The 17,480-nt window shown below is 48.4% G+C and carries 13 protein-coding genes; 11 read left to right on the top strand and 2 right to left on the bottom strand.

Going from position 1 to position 17,480, the window contains the following annotated elements:
- Positions 1-412 precede the first annotated feature (412 nt).
- Together OXH39_01940 and OXH39_01935 are read right to left on the bottom strand one after the other, a co-directional pair.
- The gene (locus tag OXH39_01940) at positions 413-1,213 is read right to left on the bottom strand and encodes an SDR family oxidoreductase (protein MCY3549192.1); all 801 of its coding nucleotides are present in this window, start codon (positions 1,211-1,213) and stop codon (positions 413-415) included.
- An 87-nt stretch (positions 1,214-1,300) separates the two neighbouring features.
- The gene (locus OXH39_01935) at positions 1,301-2,473 is read right to left on the bottom strand and encodes a Gfo/Idh/MocA family oxidoreductase (GenBank protein MCY3549191.1); all 1,173 of its coding nucleotides are present in this window, start codon (positions 2,471-2,473) and stop codon (positions 1,301-1,303) included.
- 391 nt (positions 2,474-2,864) lie between these two features.
- Here OXH39_01935 and OXH39_01930 point away from each other — a divergent pair, with 391 nt between their 5' ends.
- The 11 genes from OXH39_01930 to OXH39_01880 all read left to right on the top strand — a co-directional run bounded on the left by OXH39_01930 (position 2,865) and on the right by OXH39_01880 (position 17,173).
- A complete protein-coding gene (locus tag OXH39_01930; protein MCY3549190.1) occupies positions 2,865-3,671 on the top strand; it encodes a LamG domain-containing protein in 807 nt (268 codons plus the stop codon).
- Between the two features lie 286 nt (positions 3,672-3,957).
- Positions 3,958-5,274: a serine hydrolase gene (locus OXH39_01925; GenBank protein MCY3549189.1), complete on the top strand. Its 1,317-nt coding sequence runs from the start codon at positions 3,958-3,960 to the stop codon at positions 5,272-5,274.
- A 126-nt stretch (positions 5,275-5,400) separates the two neighbouring features.
- Positions 5,401-6,585, top strand: coding sequence for a serine hydrolase (locus tag OXH39_01920; protein ID MCY3549188.1), 1,185 nt, complete (start codon positions 5,401-5,403; stop codon positions 6,583-6,585).
- Positions 6,586-6,618: 33 nt separating this feature from the next.
- The gene (locus OXH39_01915; GenBank protein ID MCY3549187.1) at positions 6,619-7,824 is read left to right on the top strand and encodes a serine hydrolase; all 1,206 of its coding nucleotides are present in this window, start codon (positions 6,619-6,621) and stop codon (positions 7,822-7,824) included.
- Between the two features lie 139 nt (positions 7,825-7,963).
- Complete coding sequence (locus OXH39_01910) at positions 7,964-9,148, top strand: serine hydrolase (protein ID MCY3549186.1); 1,185 nt, start codon at positions 7,964-7,966, stop codon at positions 9,146-9,148.
- A gap of 57 nt (positions 9,149-9,205) precedes the next feature.
- A complete protein-coding gene (locus OXH39_01905; GenBank protein ID MCY3549185.1) occupies positions 9,206-10,129 on the top strand; it encodes an ATP-binding cassette domain-containing protein in 924 nt (307 codons plus the stop codon).
- A complete protein-coding gene (locus OXH39_01900) occupies positions 10,119-11,450 on the top strand; it encodes an ABC transporter permease (protein MCY3549184.1) in 1,332 nt (443 codons plus the stop codon). Before OXH39_01905 ends, OXH39_01900 begins: the two co-directional genes overlap by 11 nt.
- A 104-nt stretch (positions 11,451-11,554) precedes the next feature.
- On the top strand, positions 11,555-12,169 hold the full coding sequence (locus OXH39_01895) for a ThuA domain-containing protein (protein MCY3549183.1): 615 nt from the start codon (positions 11,555-11,557) through the stop codon (positions 12,167-12,169).
- A gap of 248 nt (positions 12,170-12,417) precedes the next feature.
- Positions 12,418-13,413: an aldose 1-epimerase gene (locus OXH39_01890; protein ID MCY3549182.1), complete on the top strand. Its 996-nt coding sequence runs from the start codon at positions 12,418-12,420 to the stop codon at positions 13,411-13,413.
- Positions 13,414-13,460: 47 nt separating this feature from the next.
- The gene (locus OXH39_01885) at positions 13,461-14,402 is read left to right on the top strand and encodes a hypothetical protein (protein ID MCY3549181.1); all 942 of its coding nucleotides are present in this window, start codon (positions 13,461-13,463) and stop codon (positions 14,400-14,402) included.
- 533 nt (positions 14,403-14,935) lie between these two features.
- Positions 14,936-17,173: an ABC transporter substrate-binding protein gene (locus OXH39_01880; GenBank protein MCY3549180.1), complete on the top strand. Its 2,238-nt coding sequence runs from the start codon at positions 14,936-14,938 to the stop codon at positions 17,171-17,173.
- Positions 17,174-17,480 lie beyond the last annotated feature (307 nt).

Here is a 17,480-nt window from a genome sequence, read left to right as displayed (position 1 = left end):
GGATTTTTCGAGGGATTTTGGAACAGCCTTTCCACAAATGCCGCCCCTACGGGGCTTAGCTCCTTTGGTTTTAACGCTGCTACACAGATGTCGTCCCTACGGGACTAAAGAGGCGTTCTGGTGTGGACAAAGTTTATGGCTAAAACCCGGCGCAGTTGGAAACAGTGCCTACCAGACCGAGTTTTACACAAAGACTTTGAAGCGTTCAAAACCCTCTTGAATCCCGTAGGGATGGTATCTGTGTAGAAATGGGAATCAAAAAAAATAAAGCCCCGTAGGGGCGGCATTTGTAGAGACGTTCCTACAAAAAATCCTTAAATTGACACCTATGGTTCGGTTAGGAAACCGAACCTACCGGTCCTGGTCCCGAGACGGTTGTTTTTCTAAAATTGACGGTTATGGTGGGCTACGCCTATTCATCGAGCTGATGTACAACGGCGAGTGGTGTTGCGGCGAGTAGACCTGCATCAATCGGAATAGTGACACCGGAGATCCATTTCGATTCGTCACTGGCGAGAAAAACGGTTGCCCAAGCGACATCCCATGCGGTTCCCTCTGTACCGAGCGGCCCGATGAGACGGCGTCGCTCCCGCTCTGCTTCGCTCAGATACGGTGCCGGAAACGAAGCGTAGAGGTGCCCAGGCGCGATACAATTTACCCGAATGTTGTCGCGTCCATGATGAACCGCCATCACTGTTGTTGCGGAAATCATCCCGCCCTTCGCAGCGGCGTAGGGCAGATTCCGAGATGAGCCTGCACGCAGCGCGTCGATTGATGAGACGTTGATGATTGAGCCACCGCCTGCCTCAGCCATCCGAGGTACGGCGTGTTTGCACGCCATGACCATGCTCTTGAGGTTGACATCCATCACCCTGTCCCACTTTTCTTCGTCTACCTGTGTGACCGTCCCGGAACCGCCGAGTCCAACGTTGTTGAAGAGGACGTTCACTTTACCAAAACGTTCGACGGCAGCTTCTACCATTCCAGCGCAGGCTGCCTCTGTGGAGAGGTCACCGATGAATACCGATGCTTCGCCACCCTCTGCCTGGATTTCTGCGAGTGTTGCGTTGGCGTTCTCAGGGGAGATGTCCGCTAACAGCACTTTCGCGCCTTCTCTCGCGAAAAGCATTGATGTTGCGTAGCCGGTACCGTCAACTTCCCCTTTTTTTCCGGCACCTGTAACGATCGCAGCCTTCCCTTCCAATCGATTCATAATTCTAATCCATCATAAGACTGGAAGGTTTTCGGGCTTTCCTGCCTTCCCACCTTCCAATCTTCCAACCTTTTGTCAGGTATGTATCTATGTTCCAATGCCCAGCTTATCGTTAATTTCCTTCTGGTAGCCTTCCAATTCGCAGTTTTCGATTTCCTCTATTGTTACTGGGCGACCGAACCATCCGGATTCATAGACTGCCATGCAGATGGCTTCTGATCGCATGCCTTCGACATCGTCTACTTCCGGTTTACCACCTGTCCGAATTGCATCGGCGAAATATTTCAGTTCAATCGCGACAGTATCTTCTACGCCGCCCGGGAAGTAGTATTCCCGTTCCGAATCGCTGAGGCTATCGGTGAATTCTTTCATCAGGTCTTCGTTGGAAATCGGTTCACCGCCGCGGGGCACCAATCCTTGATTCCAGTCAAGCGCGCCTTCGCTGCCGTAAACGGTATGTTGACCGAAGCCTCGCCCGGGGGCTGAACCGACCCAGGTCCACTGCGCCGTAACACCCTGTTCAAACTTGATGGTAGCGATCATGGCATCCTCGACATCAACGGCATAACCGCCTTCTCTTTCTGCCGGATTGTCGTATCGGAAAGGTTCGTAAGCCTTGTTGATGGCATAGACCTCTTCGGCTTCCATGCCGAGAATGTAGCGCATCAGATCGGTGAAATGCACGCCGCCATCTAATGCCCAACCGCCGCCTGCGTCCATTTTGAAGTTACGCCAACCCCATTTCCCTAAGCCTTCGTTGACCTCTATCCAGAAGAACATACGAGGGTCGCCGATACGTCCTTGAGCGATTGCCCAGCTGCGTGTGCGTTGGATACGTGCCAGACGATAGTTTTCGGCGACGGAGATAATCTTGTCGTTTCGAGCTGCTGCTTCCATCATCAGTTTGCATGCCCGCATTGTGATACCGAACGGCTTTTCGATGATAACGTGCTTCCCTGCCTCCAGTGCAGGCACGGCGAGTGTGTGGTGCGCACTGTGAAGTGCGCAGATGTCAACACACTCCAGATCGGGATGTTTCGCCAGCATCTCGTCGAGTTCTGCATAGACGGCTGGCTTCGTGCCACCTTGGAACTCTTGTGCCTGATTTGCACGCTCCTCAGCGCGTTCTTCGGCGATGTCGCACGCCGCCACGATTTCATAATCCTTGATGCCTTTGGACCAGAGTTGGCGATACCCGCCCATGTGAGCACCTGACATACCACCGCATCCGACTAATCCCATTTTAATTCGTTCTGCCATATCAGCCTCCTTGTGTATCTCGCTTGTCGTTCGCACACGTTCACTGCATGCCTACGAGTGGACATGCGAAATTATATGCGATGCATAATCTCGTGTCAACATTTTTATCTTTGATGAGCAGAGCGATTTAGTTTTAAATAAATTATCGGATTGTCTGAACGTTTGAATCTTCTTTTTTAAGTATGGTGCGGTTGGGAAACTGTGAAGAAATCCGCAGAAACACCCAGCAAAAACCCTACCAGGCCTGGGGTCTGAACCATAAATCTGTAACCACACCGACGGTGTGCGGCTAACTCCTGACTGTTGATAGTTGACGGTTGAATACCTCGCCAAAGTCCTTGACTTAACATTCATTTTTTGGTAGGATACCGCAATAAAGGAGGAGATAACTATGTGCACCATAGGTACAAAATTTTGCTATAGCATCAAGTATATTTTTATTGTAATAGCGGTTTTGACTCTGTTTATCTGTGCATCTACACACGCAGCGGTTGATGAAAATACGGTTGCTGTCTGGCTCTTTGAAGAAGGTGCCGGAAAGATCGCGGAAGACGCTTCTGGCAACGGGCACGATGGCAAATTCGCAGGAAGTCCGAAATGGGTCAAAGCGAAATTCGGGGCAGGATTGGAGTTCCCTGGCGATGCTGGCGGCTACGTTGTTGTGGACTCTACAAAAAATTTGGAATTAGAGACGCTCAGTATTGAAGCGTGGGTTAAAGTGGAAGATGCTACAGGTAAGTGGCAAGGTATGGTCTGCAAACAGCAGGCGGGTTGCACTAATCGAAACTACGGTATTTGGGTTCATGTGGATAAGAGCGTTCTGCATGCACAGATCGGGGCAAATGGTGGATGCGCCTTCAGTATAGATGGGACGACCGATATCACCGACAATAAATGGCATCACCTCGCCTTTACCTACGATGGCAAGATGGGACGCGTTTACGTTGATGGCGAATTGGAGACCGAGGCGCCTAACGCACAAACATTTCAGAGCGCGGATCCAATTACAATCGGGGTACCGAATCTCAATAACGCAAATGGATTGAAAGGTGTCATTGATGAGATACGCATCTCCAATGTCGCACGAACTGAAGATGAAATTCAAGAGGCGATGGATGTCGGGTTAGCGCAAATTCTCAGCGTCGAACCCGGTGGGAAACTCTCAACGCGCTGGGGATACCTTAAACGGGTACCGTAAGTCTTTTCAGAACCGGTAGATTCGGTTTCATGAAGTTTAATTATTTAAATCGGTAATGCATCAACAGTCTCTTGGTAGGAGCGAGCTGTGCTCGCGATTTGTAACAATTACCGAAATATTTATTTAATCTTCATCCAACCGAATCATAGCAGCAAAATCTTTAGAGAAATAGCAAGCACCTCCTTTTCGCTGCTGGCGAGGTTTGAAACCTCGCCTACCAACACAAACCGCAGCGGAGCGACATCTGCAATTTAAGGTTACATATAGTTTAAAAAAGGAGAACGGATTGCGGAAATTATTAACCTACATATATTTACTGCTTTTTTGTGTTACTACACTTGCTTTCGGGCAAGGTCTTCCAATGGCAGTACCGGAAGAGGTCGGTGTCTCTGCCGAACGCCTTGAACGCATCCGTCCTGTGATGCAGGGTTATGTCGATGACGGACGTATAGCGGGGTTCCTGACGGTCGTGGCGAGACGCGGGAAGATTGTTCATTTTGAAACCATCGGTATGGGAGATATTGAAAATAACAAGCCTGTTGAAGCAGACACAATATTTCGTATCCACTCCATGTCGAAACCGATTACGAGTGTTGCTGTGATGATGCTCTATGAGGAGGGGCATTTTCAACTGGACACGCCGGTATCTGAGTTCATCCCTGAATTTAAAAACATGAAGGTCTACAACGAGGATCAGAACGAAATCTCGGATGCGACAAAAGAGGTAACGATTAAACACCTGCTCACGCATACCGCAGGGATAATATACGGCTGGGGCGGTGAACCCGCCGATAAACGCTTTCAGGAGGCGAACATTTTTGCACCCGGCACGACGTTGGCGGATATGGCAAAAAAATTGAGTACTGTTCCGTTAGTCCACGAACCGGGTGAAGCGTGGACTTATGGCGTATCTACCGATCTACTCGGCTACCTCGTGGAGGTGGTTTCGGGGATGCCGTTTGAAGAGTTCCTCCAAACGCGGCTCTTTAGACCGCTCGGTATGGTAGACACCGCATTTTCAGTGCCTGTAGAGAAGTTGGACAGGTTTGCCGCACTCTATGAACTTAACAAAGAAGGGGCGATGAAAGGGGATAAAGAGAAAGAAAAAAAGAAGGACGATGCTATAGAGAAGAAGGAGATGAAAGGGGATAAAGAGCAAAAAATGAGGCTGGAACGTGTTGATAAGGATCCACAACTCGCGAGTGGTGAGATCCGTTTCTTTCCAGGGGGTGGTGGCGGACTCGTCTCCACTGCTCCAGACTATATGCGCTTTTCTCAGATGTTGCTCAACGGTGGCGAACTCGACGGTGTCCGTATATTGGGGAAGAAAACGGTTGAACTGATGCGCTATCCGCATCACGATGGTTGGTTTGGACTCGGTTTTTCCATCGTAAATGATAAGGAATCGGGAGACACCGATGATAAAGAACCAAAAGACACGCCGGAGTCGATAGGAAGTTACAGTTGGGGCGGTGCTGCCGGTACCATCTTCTGGATTGACCCTGAAAAGGAGTTGATCGGTTTGCTCATGACGCAGATTAGTGACGTGTCCTCTTCCCACGATCAATTTAAGGTGCTAACTTATCAGGCACTGACTGAATAATAGTTATCAGTAAAGAAGTGTTTGGTTTAGTCAGACCCCGTCTTTGCTGATATTTGATGGAAACTGACAGTTACTCCACTGACTACTGACTGCTGATGGCTGATAGCCACATTATAGGAGATTTTGATGACAATAGATGAAGGATTGCCGCGGGCTGTCCCTGAAGATATGGGCATGTCAACCGCGCGGTTGGCGCGCATTGCCCCTGTCATGCAAGGCTATGTTGACAACGGCAAAATCCCTTGTGCATTGACGATGATCGCGCGTGGGGGCAGGCTCGTCCATTTTGAGAAGTTCGGCATGCAGGATATCGCTGCCGCCAAACCGATAGAATTCAACTCCATCTTTCGCCTCTACTCAATGACAAAGCCGATTACGAGTGTCGCAGTGATGATGCTCTACGAGGAAGGGCATTTTCAACTCAACACACCCGTCTCCGAATTTGTTCCGGCTTTCAAGGACATGAAGGTTTACACTGAAGATGGCAGTGCTGTTGTTGATGCGGAACGCGAGGTGACGATAAAACATCTGCTTACACATACTACTGGACTTATCTATGAAAGCGATAGGGAGGATCACCCGATTGATCAGCGATATGAGGATGCGGATCTCTACGGTGGCAACCTCGCAAACATGATACAAAAGCTCGGAGGTATTCCGCTCCTTCACCAGCCAGGTACTGCATGGAAGTATGGCATGTCTACCGATGTGCTCGGCTACCTTGTAGGTGTCGTATCCGGTATGCCGTTTGAGACGTTTTTGAAAACCCGTATTTTTAATCCATTAGGTATGAACGACACAGGTTTTTCGGTGCGGGTTGAAGATGCTGACCGATATTCAAAGGTATATGAATTCGGGGAGGACGGTGCGCTTCAGGAGATTGAGAATATCCATGCTGCGACTGGACCGCTGAGTTTTTTCCACTCTGGTGGTGGAGGGTTACAATCGACCGCTGCGGATTATCTCCGCTTCTGCCAAATGTTGCTCAACGGTGGTGAACTCGATGGCGTGCGGTTGCTCGGGAGAAAAACTGCTGAACTCATCAAGATGAGCCACGTTCCAGCAGATTGGTTAGCACCTGGGAGAACGGGAACGGGTTTCGGGCTTGGGTTCGCCGTAGTCACAGATGTCGCTGAAACGCACACGCTCGGTTCTGTCGGTCCTTGCAGTTGGGGCGGCATGGCAAGTACCACGTTTTGGATTGATCCTGTGGAGGCGTTGATTGGTATTTTTATGACCCAATTGGTCGGTGCCGATTCACCATTCCACGCCCAATTCCGTGTACTAACTTATCAGTCAATTGTTGGTTGAGAAATTAATCGGCTTAGAAAGGAGGAGAACGGATTGAGAAAATTATTGGCTAACATATATTTACTGCTTTTCGGTGTTACCACACTCGCTTTGGGACAGGGACTACCGATGGCGGTGCCAGAGGCAGTCGGTGTCTCTGCCGAACGACTTGAGCGTATCCGCCCTGTCATGCAGGGTTACGTCGATAAGGGGCAACTACCGGGGTTCCTAACGGTTGTGGCGAGACGCGGGAAGATTGTCCATTTTGAAACCATCGGCATGCGAGATGTTGAGAATAACGAACCGGTTGAAGCAGACACGATATTCCGCATTTACTCGATGTCGAAACCGATTACGAGTGTTGCAGTAATGATGCTCTATGAGGAGGGGCATTTTCAACTCGGCACACCTGTCTCCAGGTTTATTCCTGAATTTAAGGACATGAAGGTTTACAATGAGGACCAGACTGAAATCTTGGATGCGAAAAGAAAAATAACCGTCAAACACCTCCTCATGCATACTGCGGGGTTTACCTACGGTTGGGGCAATAAACCTGTCGATGCCCGCTATAAGGAGGCAAAGATCCTTGAACCCAGCTCAACTTTGGCGGATATGGTTGTGAAACTCGGCAAAATTCCACTCGTTCATGAACCGGGTGAGAAGTGGACTTACGGTGTCTCTACTGATGTGCTAGGCTACCTTGTAGAGGTTGTATCTGGCATGCCGTTTGAAGAATTTCTCCGAATACGCCTCTTTGAACCTCTTGGCATGGTAGACACCGCATTTTCGGTGCCGTCAGAGAAGCGGAACAGGCTTGCTGCACTCTATAGACCTACTAAAGAGAATGGACTTGAGCGGACTAAACGCGCAGCGATTGCGATTGATGAATTCACCTTTTTCCCATCGGGCGGTGGCGGACTCGTTTCAACCGCTGCAGATTATATGCGGTTTTCTCAGATGCTACTCAACGGTGGTGAACTCGATGGTGTCCGTATATTGGGCAAAAAGACGGTTGAATTGATGCGGTATCCGCATCACAACAATCGGTTTGGACTCGGTTTTGCGATTGTTACAGATAGAAACCCTCCGAACATCTTGGAGTCTGTTGGGAATTTCAGTTGGGGCGGTGCTGCGGCTACCACCTTCTGGATTGATCCAAAAGAGGAATTGGTTGCTGTGCTAATGACGCAGCTTCTCAATAACCGTTACCCTTTCCAACAACAATTTAAAGTGCTGACCTATCAGGCACTTACGGAATAATAGCAGTCGGCAGTCAGCCATCAGCAGTCAGCAAAAGTATCTTATGGCAGTTGGGTTTATCTTACATGCTGAACTATCTCTTTACTGACCGCTGAAAGGGTTGCGTTGAAAGCCGACACCCATCTTAGAGGAGATCTTTATGGCAAGACATGGATATGAAGGATTACCGCGGGCAGTGCCTGAGGATGTAGGCATGTCAACCTCGCGTTTAGGACGTATTGCTCCGGTCATGCAAGGCTGGATTGACGATGGTAAAATACCCTGTGCATTAACGATGATCGCGCGTGAAGGGAGGCTCGTCCATTTTGAGAAGTTCGGGACGCAGGATGTCGCTACTGCGAAACCCGTAGCGTTTGATACCATCTTCCGCATCTATTCAATGACGAAGCCGATTACCAGCATTGCTGTGATGATGCTCTATGAGGAAGGGCATTTTCAACTCGGCACACCCGTCTCCGAATTGATTCCAGCCTTTAAGGACATGCAGGTTTATACTGCGGATGGTGATGCTATCGTTGATGCTGAACGCGAGATGACGGTAAAGCATCTGCTCACACACACTGCTGGACTTATCTACGGCGGGGACTGGGAGCACCCGATTAATGAGCGGTATAGGGATGCGAATTTCTACGGTGGAGACCTCGCACAGATGGCGCGAGAACTCGGAAATATCCCGCTCCTTCACCAACCGGGTGATGGGTGGAACTACGGTATGTCTACCGATGTGCTCGGCTACCTTGTAGAGGTCGTCTCTGGTATGCCGTTTGAAGCGTTTTTGAAAACCCAAATTTGTGAGCCTTTGGGTATGGTTGATACTGCTTTCTCGGTGCCAAACGACAAGGCTGAGCGATATGCGACGTTGTATGAACCTACGGAAGACGGTGGTATTCAGGTAATAGAGAATGCACCGGTTTCAAGCGGACCGCTGAGTTTTTTCCACTCCGGTGGTGCCGGATTACAATCGACCGCTGCGGATTACCTCCGTTTCTGCCAAATGTTGCTGAATGACGGGGAACTTGATGGCGTGCGACTCCTCGGAAGAAAAACGGTCGAACTCATTAGGATGAATCATATCTCTGACGGTTGGCAACCGCTTGAGAGAACAGGGTGTGGTTTCGGTCTTGGGTTTGCTGTTGTTACTGATGTTGCTGATACACATAGCCTCGGTTCCTTGGGGGCTTACAGTTGGGGTGGACTCGCAAGCACTACGTTTTGGATTGATCCCGCGGAAGAATTAATCGGCATCTTGATGACGCAATTGATTGGCGATTCCCCATTCCATGCGCAATTCCGTGTCCTCACCTATCAAGCGATTACCGATTAGATCTGCAAGGTAGTAGGCACACTCCGTGTGCCGTAAACATATTTGGTGATAAAAACGATGAATCTCCTCCACCTTGAGAATGTCCATAAAAAGTTCGGCGATTTTACAGCGGTGTCGGATATTTCTTTCAGTATTGAAAAGGGGAGCGTATACGGACTCTTGGGACCCAACGGTGCCGGAAAAACGACCACACTCCGCATGATAATGGACATTATTGCGCCGGATGCGGGCAGTATTACGTTCAGTGGCAATCGGCAGGTCCGAGATTTTTTGGACCAGATTGGGTATCTGCCAGAAGAACGCGGCTTGTACCGCAAAATGAAGGTGCGGGATGTTATCCTTTTCATTGCTGAATTAAAGGGCTTATACAAGCAGCAAGCACTCGGCGAAATTGAGCGGTGGTTGGAGAAGATGCAGCTATCGGAATGGAGCAACAAGCGGATTGATGAACTTTCTAAGGGGATGGCACAGAAAATTCAGTTCATTACGACGGTCATTCACAAACCGGAGTTGATTATTCTTGATGAACCCTTTTCCGGGCTGGACCCGATTAACATGACACTCCTTAAAGATTTGATGCTTGAACTGCGTGAGGACGGCAGTACGATTATCTTCTCAACCCATGTGATGGAACAGGTAGAGAAACTCTGTGATCGCATCTGCCTCATTCATCAAGGCAAGGTATTGCTTGAAGGTGAGCTCCGTGCTGTGAAGCGTGGATTCGGCAAGAATTCCGTTGAGATTGAATATATCGGGAGTCTTGAACCGATTCGCAATTCCGCTTACATTCAAGGTGTCAACAACTTCGGGCAGTATGCTGAGATCAAATTAAGGAACCCAGAGGACTATCGTCCATTTCTCCAAGAACTGGTTGAAAAAGGTGTTGATGTGACACGGTTTGAATTGATGGAGCCAACGCTACACGAGATTTTTGTCCAAAGTGTTGAAGCACATGGAGGAACAGTACAGGATGCTGAGTAAGGTTGTCACCGTTATCAAACGTGAATATATGACGCGCGTTAAATCTAAGGGATTCATTGCGTCTTTGTTTCTCATGCCGGTGTTGATGTGTGGATTGGTATTATTGTCCAGTTTTCTCGCAATCATGGAAGACAAAACCGAAGAGATGAGAAAACTTGCGGTCATTGATGAGACGGGTGAAATCTTTGAGCAGATGCAGGAGGCTATCGCTAAACATCGAACCTTTCAGCATAAGGGTGAACTCGTTTATCAGCTGCGTGAGGAAACCGCTACCACAGAAGGCGAAAAAACTGCCCTCCAAGAACGCGTCAGGACAAAAAATCTCTACGCCTATCTTGAAATCCCGAAGGATGTTTTTGAGAACGGCCAGGTCCGTTTCTACGCCAGAACAGCAACAAATTTTAATATACAGAACGCGCTCCGCCGTATTATTTCAGACATCGTCCGGGACAAGCGGTTTGCCGAGAGCGGTTATTCTCGGCGCGAAGTTAGTAGACTTATGCGCTCCGTTGGATTCAACGCTTATGCTGTTAAAAGTAGCAAAGGGAAAGACGGTGGTGCTAAAGTTGAAAGTGCTATAGAGACGGGGGCGCGGCTCGGACTCGGATACATCCTCGTTTTTGTGCTTTATATGTTCGTTCTCATCTACGCCAACTCCATCATGCGGAGTGTGCTTGAAGAAAAAACAACCCGAATTGTTGAGGTAATCATTTCATCGGTAAAACCGCATCAACTACTCCTCGGCAAACTCGTTGGGGTTTGCTCTGTCTGTTTGACAATGTTTGCTATCTGGGTGATATTTGGCGTGTTATTGGTTATGAACATAAAGCCGATACTCGGCATCTTTGGCATTGATAGCCTACCGATACAGTTTGTCCAAGTAATTGGGACTATCAAAGCGAGTAGTGGCGAGGTGCTTACCTATTTCTTTATTTATTTCATTATTGGTTTCTTCATGTATTCGACCCTGTATGCTGTTGTTGGTGCGATTTGCAGCAGCGAAGAGGAAGCGCAACAAACAGGCGTGCCCCTCACGATGCTCATTGTTGTTCCATTCGTACTGATGTTCCAATTGTTTAGAATCCCCGATTCGACACTCAGTGTACTACTCTCACACGTTCCGTTTTTCTCGCCAATACTTATGTTCATGCGTATCAATGTGCTGATGCCACCTTTATGGGAAATTTTGCTGAATATCGTATTGATGTGTGCCACTGTTTTGCTTGTTACACTTATCAGCGGGAAAATCTATCGGATTGGGATTCTAATGTACGGGAAACGCCCGACCTTGGGACAATTATGGCAGTGGGCGCGATATTAAAGATTTCTTTCTATGGATTTCCATGCAATAATTCTATCCTAAAAAAATCCACTGTAGGGGCGGGTCTTGTGCCTACCCCCACATTACTTGAAAGGAGAAAAATCATGCTAATTGCAGTCGTAACCGGTGAACACGGATTTCAGGAGAGACAGTTTGACGCAGTGTTTGAGAGTATGGAAGGTGTTCAATTCCTCCGAGAAGATCTGGACGATTTTGTGGACGACCCTGACCAGCAGGACTACGACACTGTTGTCTTTTACAACTTTCACCGTCCGTATCCGACAGATGCGCAAGCAGAGGCTATTCTCGGTTTAACAAAGCGTGGACAAGGCATGGTAATTCTGCATCACGCTATCTTGGCGTTTCCAGAATGGGTTGCCTATTCCGAAATGTGCGGAATTGGTGATCGCGGCGAGTTCGGATATTATCCTCGTCAAACGCTACAAGTGCAGGTTGCTGATGCGACCCATCCAATTACGGAAGGATTTACCGAATGGGAGATGGGAGACGAAACCTATACCATGGCATCCGCTGGTGGTGATAGTTCGATCCTGTTGACGGTTGATCATCCAAACAGTATGGATGTCCTCGGTTGGGCGCGTGAATATGGAAACTCCCGTGTCTTTTGCCTCCAGAGCGGACACGATGATGTTACTTTCTCGAATCCGAACTTCCGAGAGGTGTTGCGGCGCGGTATCCACTGGTGCGCCAAAGCATAATGGAGAGAACGATGACTAACATTTTGGCGCAGCTTGCAAGCCAAAACTTGCTGTTCAAAAAGCCTCTGACGCAAGGGCGAGGATACAATCCTCGCCAGCGGTGGTGGGATGCTTGTTTCCTGACGAACTGTAAACATATTTTCGGATTTTACTATAAAAGAACTTGGAGGCATGCACTCCGCATTGGAATTGGTTGTGTTTTTTTCTTACTTTCAACGATACTTATAAATGCAGATAAAGGGGAAACGATGGCGAATAAAGCATATTCAGTAGCGGCAAAGACGGTTGAAAGCTTTCAAGTTTACTACATTCAGCAGGATGGAAAAGCCGTCGCCGAGATTGTGCCTGCACTCGGCAACAACTGCTACGCGTTCAGGGTGGCAGATGGAGACACGTGGTTGAACCTGATAGACGCACCGCCGGATCTCGCCACGCTGGAGGAACGCCCAACCGCTTACGGCAATCCGATTCTGTTCCCTTTCCCCAATCGAATTCGGAACGGCACGTGGCAATTTGAGGGAGAAACCTATCGGTTTGACAAACCACCGGAATCCCCAACAACAATCCATGGATTGCTGTTGAATCAACCGTATCAGGTCGAAAGCCATGTTGCTGATGAGGATGGGGCGACTTTGGTGTGCTCGCTCAATTCGCGAGATTTTCCCGATGTCAGTCGTCAGTATCCGTTCCCTTTTAGAATTGAGATTACCTATACACTCAAGGATGCTGTGTTGACGATGGGGATTGCTATCAAAAATACAGGCGATCGGAATATGCCTATGGGTTTCGGTATCCACCCTTATTTCAGCGTGGATCTTGGCACCGAAGCGAATGCGGCTGAAGCGGTGATTACCGTTCCTGCTGCTAAGTATTGGGAATTGGACGAGGTCCTCGTGCCAACGGGTGTTCAGCATGATGTTGCTGACACACTTGACCTGCGGAATGGGCAACCCTTCGCGAAACTGAAGCTTGACCATGTCTTCACGGACGTTCAATTGGTTGACGGTGTAAGTCGGTGCCTTATTGAGAATAAGGATACGGGATACGGCATGGTAATGGAATCGGACGCGCAATTTCGCGAATTAGTTGTCTATACACCGCCCGACAGGGATGCCATCTGTTTTGAACCTTACACCTGCCCGACAGATGCTATTAACTTGGAGACACGTGGAATTCCCGCAGGCGTGATTGTGCTGGCACCTGATGAGACGTTTTCAGGGACTGTTCGTTTTATGTTACAGTAGTAGGCAGACGCCGCTTGGTTTCTATCATCAAATAGGGAGAACACGCTTTGATTCGTGCCTTATTACTTCTTTCTGTTTTCTTTTTTACCGTGCAGCCATCGGTGGCGATCCGAGAAGGTACAGCCACCGCCGAGGTTTTTATCAAACGCTGCGAGCAGTCTGGTGACTTTGGAAAGCTCGCGCTCTGGCACGAAGCCGCAGCAGAATGTCTCATACGTATTTCTGTTCCCATGAACGAGATCGCATACGACTACTACAAAAGGCACGGGTACGAGAAGTGGGCAGCACGGGCGAAAAAAGAAGCGCGTGAGATTCAGAAACAGCACCAATATCACTGCACTCGCGCCGAAATTGCTTGGCAGAAATTTGTGAAAAAGGGTTCTAACCGCGATGTCTTTTCAGGACTGGATGCCGAGCGCGAGAATATCGCGAAGTTTATTGCAGTATGGTTACCGCGCTATCCGGATCGGTTTTACGAGTATGGCATCTATCCGACCTTCTTCAGGAAACAGCGGGAGTTGGCGGAACGGAGTGGCGATTATGTAAGGGTACTTCACCTTGAAGCGGATGCAGCGGGGATGTGTGCAGCGCAATATGAACGGATTCCAGTTGCCTACGGACTCAAGAACTATCAAAAGCACAGTGACGCATATCGTCAACAGGCATCGCTACTCCGAAATCTGGCGCAGCAAAACCCAAAAGCGTTGCCGCGAGCGGTAGATAAGGGTAAGCGGATATTGGATTTGCTGAAGACCCAGAAGGCTTCGTCCGAGCAAAGGAAGGACGCAGTACTTCGCATCGCAAAATCGGATGCGCGTGTCAAAAATGCTTTAACCCGTCAAAACGGTGTTCACGCATATCCATCGTTCCAAGGATTCGCGTGGGTGGTCAATTTTTCTAATCACAGTCGCGGGAATCTCGTAACTGTTATTGTTGATGAAAAAACTGCAGAAGTGTTGGACGTATGCATTTCGAGTCCCGGTAGGTAAAGTTTCTAATCTCGCCTGTTTTCAACCCCGTTCATCCTTACAATCCTGAAAATCTTAATTCTGACAATTAAACTCTACACGCTCTGCTAACGATAACGCAAGTTATACCTATTGATTCTCACTGCGAAGCAATAGCACTCCGCTGGAGTGCAATCACGTAAATGCGTCGTTTTCTATAGACATACCACCTCTCTGGGGTGTGGGAAGGTTTGAAAAACATTTCTGAAATGTGCAAAATCTATTAGTAGCAACTTAGGTTAACGATAACTGAAACCGAAAACTATATCCTTCGTTTTTTGAGTTGACACCAACTTCCAACCAAAAAATAATGGTTGGTACAGATTTTGTTTTTACACCAGAACGTTGTCTTAGGATACTTAACCCCAAATCGGTTTTTGGGTGTCAATGGGGCTTAATACAAAATTTCTTTTTTCTGAAGACAATAAATCTGGTTGAGGGTGGTGGCGTTTTTGTTATTTGTTTTGATTGCCCTGCCCGAACTTTTCATTTAATAAAAATAAAGGAGATTTAACATGAACGTAAGAAGAATCGTAACATTCGCGTTTGTTTTCGCGATTGTTGCCTTAGTTGTGGGGCTTTCCGGTTGCGAAAAGGTCGCTAAGATAGTGCCTGATGCTGAAACCTCTCCGATGATGACTGAAGGGATTACCATTGGTGTTGCTGTAGCTCTGACAGGGGATAACGCCGAACCGTATGGGCTACCAATGCAACGTGGGCTTGAGTTAGCAAGAGAAGAGATTAATATGCTCAGCGATGCGAACATCACGTTCGTCACCGAGGACGCTAAAAGCACCGTAGAAGGTGCAGAGGCTGCCGTTCAGGCATTGGTAGATCAAGGTGTACCCGCTATCGTCGGTATTGGTATCTCAACACATCTCGAACAGGCTTTTCCGATTGCGCAAGAGGCGGGAGTTGTCGCTTTTAGTCCGATCTCCTCCGCTGCCGGTTTAAGCAGTCTTGGTGATTATATCTTCCGCGCCGGTCTCGCAGTAGATATACTGAATCCGGTTGGTCTGATGACGACGCAGGCAAATCTCAAGTATACAAAAGTTGCGACGATACACGATGCCGCTGATACCTACTCCACAAGTAGCAATGAGGTGATAATGCAAGCACTTGCGGCAGGCGGTGTGGATATTCTGACCCAGGAAACCTTCCAAACCCACGATACCGATTTTTCTGCGCAACTCACCAATATAATGGAGATGGCACCTGATGCGGTCTTTATCTCTGCGCTGGCAACAGAGATGGTGCAGATTATTGTTCAAGGGCGCGAGATCGGTATTCCCGACTCCATTCACTTTATTGTCCCTGATTTGACTTCAAAGGAGATACAAGCAGCGGGCAAAGCCGCCGAGGGGGCGATAACTTTTTCTGGATGGTCTGTTGGATCTGACGCTCCCGGAAACCAAGCCTTCGTCCAGAAGTATCAGGCGGCATACGGTCATGAACCTGGACCGTGGGCGGCACAGGCGTATGCGACGCTTCATATTCTCGCTAACGCCATTATGAATGCCCAGTCGACAGATTCCGCTGCGATTCGGGATGCTTTGGCACAGACAATGGATCTTCCGACGATTTTAGGAAATTTCTCGTTTGATCCCAACGGAGAGGCGATGTATGATCGGGTTAGAGAACGGGTTGTGCATGTCGTGAAAGGTGGGAAACTTCAGCCCCTTGAAGCGGTAACACCTCAAATGACTGCTGGTCCGACGATTCCGATCGGTCTTGTCGTATCCTTGACAGGGGAAGATGCCGAACCGTATGGACTTCCAATGAAACGCGGCTTTGAGTTGGCGCAAAAAGAGATTAATATGCTCAGCGATGCGAACATCATGTTCGTCCCTGCCGATGATCATAGTTCCGAAGCGGGGGCAATCGCAGCTGTACAAGGATTGGTGGATCAGGGCGTCCCTGCCATTGTCGGAATCGCTATCTCAGATTACCTTGAAGACGCTTTTCCGATTGCGCAAGAGGCGGGAGTGGTCGCTTTTAGTTCGGTTTCTACCGCTGCAGGTTTGAGTTCGATTGGGGATTATGTCTTCCGCGCCGGTATTGCCGTAGACATAATGAATCCGAGTGGTGTGAAGACGACTCATGAGAAACTCGGTTATGAGAAAGTGGCACTGATATACGATGCCGCGGATACCTACGCCAAAAGTAGCAACGATGAGATAAAGAAAGCACTTGAGGCGAGCGGTGTCAAGATTTTGACCGAGGAAACCTTTGAAAAGGGAGAGACCGATTTTTCTGAGCAGTTAACCAACATCATGAGCTTGGATCCGCAGCCTGATGCCCTCTTTGTCTCTGCCTTGTCAGTAGAGATGGTGCAGGTTATCATTCAAGCGGGTGAGCTCGGTATCCCTGACACTATTCAACTGATTGTTCCTGATCTGACTGCAATAGAACTCCAACAGGTGGGCGATGCCGCCGAGGGTGCAATAGCGTTTACGGCATGGACGGGTCTGTCTACCATACCCAGCAGCCAAGCCTTCGTCCAGCACTATCATGCGGAATACGGTTATGAACCTGGACCGTGGGCGGCGCTGTCGTATGCGACGCTCTACATTCTCGCCGACGCGATTGCGGACGCACAATCGATAGATCCCGCTGCGATCCGAGATGCCTTGGCGCAGACGATGGATTTCCCAACGATTTTAGGGAATTTCTCGTTTGACCCCAATGGCGAGGCAGTATATGACGCGACTGTACTTATGGTCAAGGACGGGGCACTTCAGCTTTTTGAATAACCTCACCATTGGATGAATATAAACAGAGCCTTGTCATCGGTCTTCGTTGATGGCAAGGCTCTTGTTTTTATTTAATCAATTCTATAAAACCAAAAGATGTATAAACAGTTGATGACCGACAGATGTCCTGATTCCGCTTTTGCTATTTTTTTCTTTAATGATATGGTAAAATAATTTGGATTGTTAGTGTCAATGTATGCGTTACTTTCATGCTTATTACAAGCCACTTTCTTTGGTCGGGGGTAGTTAATAGAGGGTGTTTCATAAATCATTAATATTCTATCGAAAGACAGTTTTAATGTGTGTG

This window comes from Candidatus Poribacteria bacterium (genome assembly GCA_026702755.1).
Taxonomy (GTDB): domain Bacteria; phylum Poribacteria; class WGA-4E; order WGA-4E; family WGA-3G; genus WGA-3G.
This window is presented reverse-complemented; position numbering and strand designations above follow the sequence as displayed.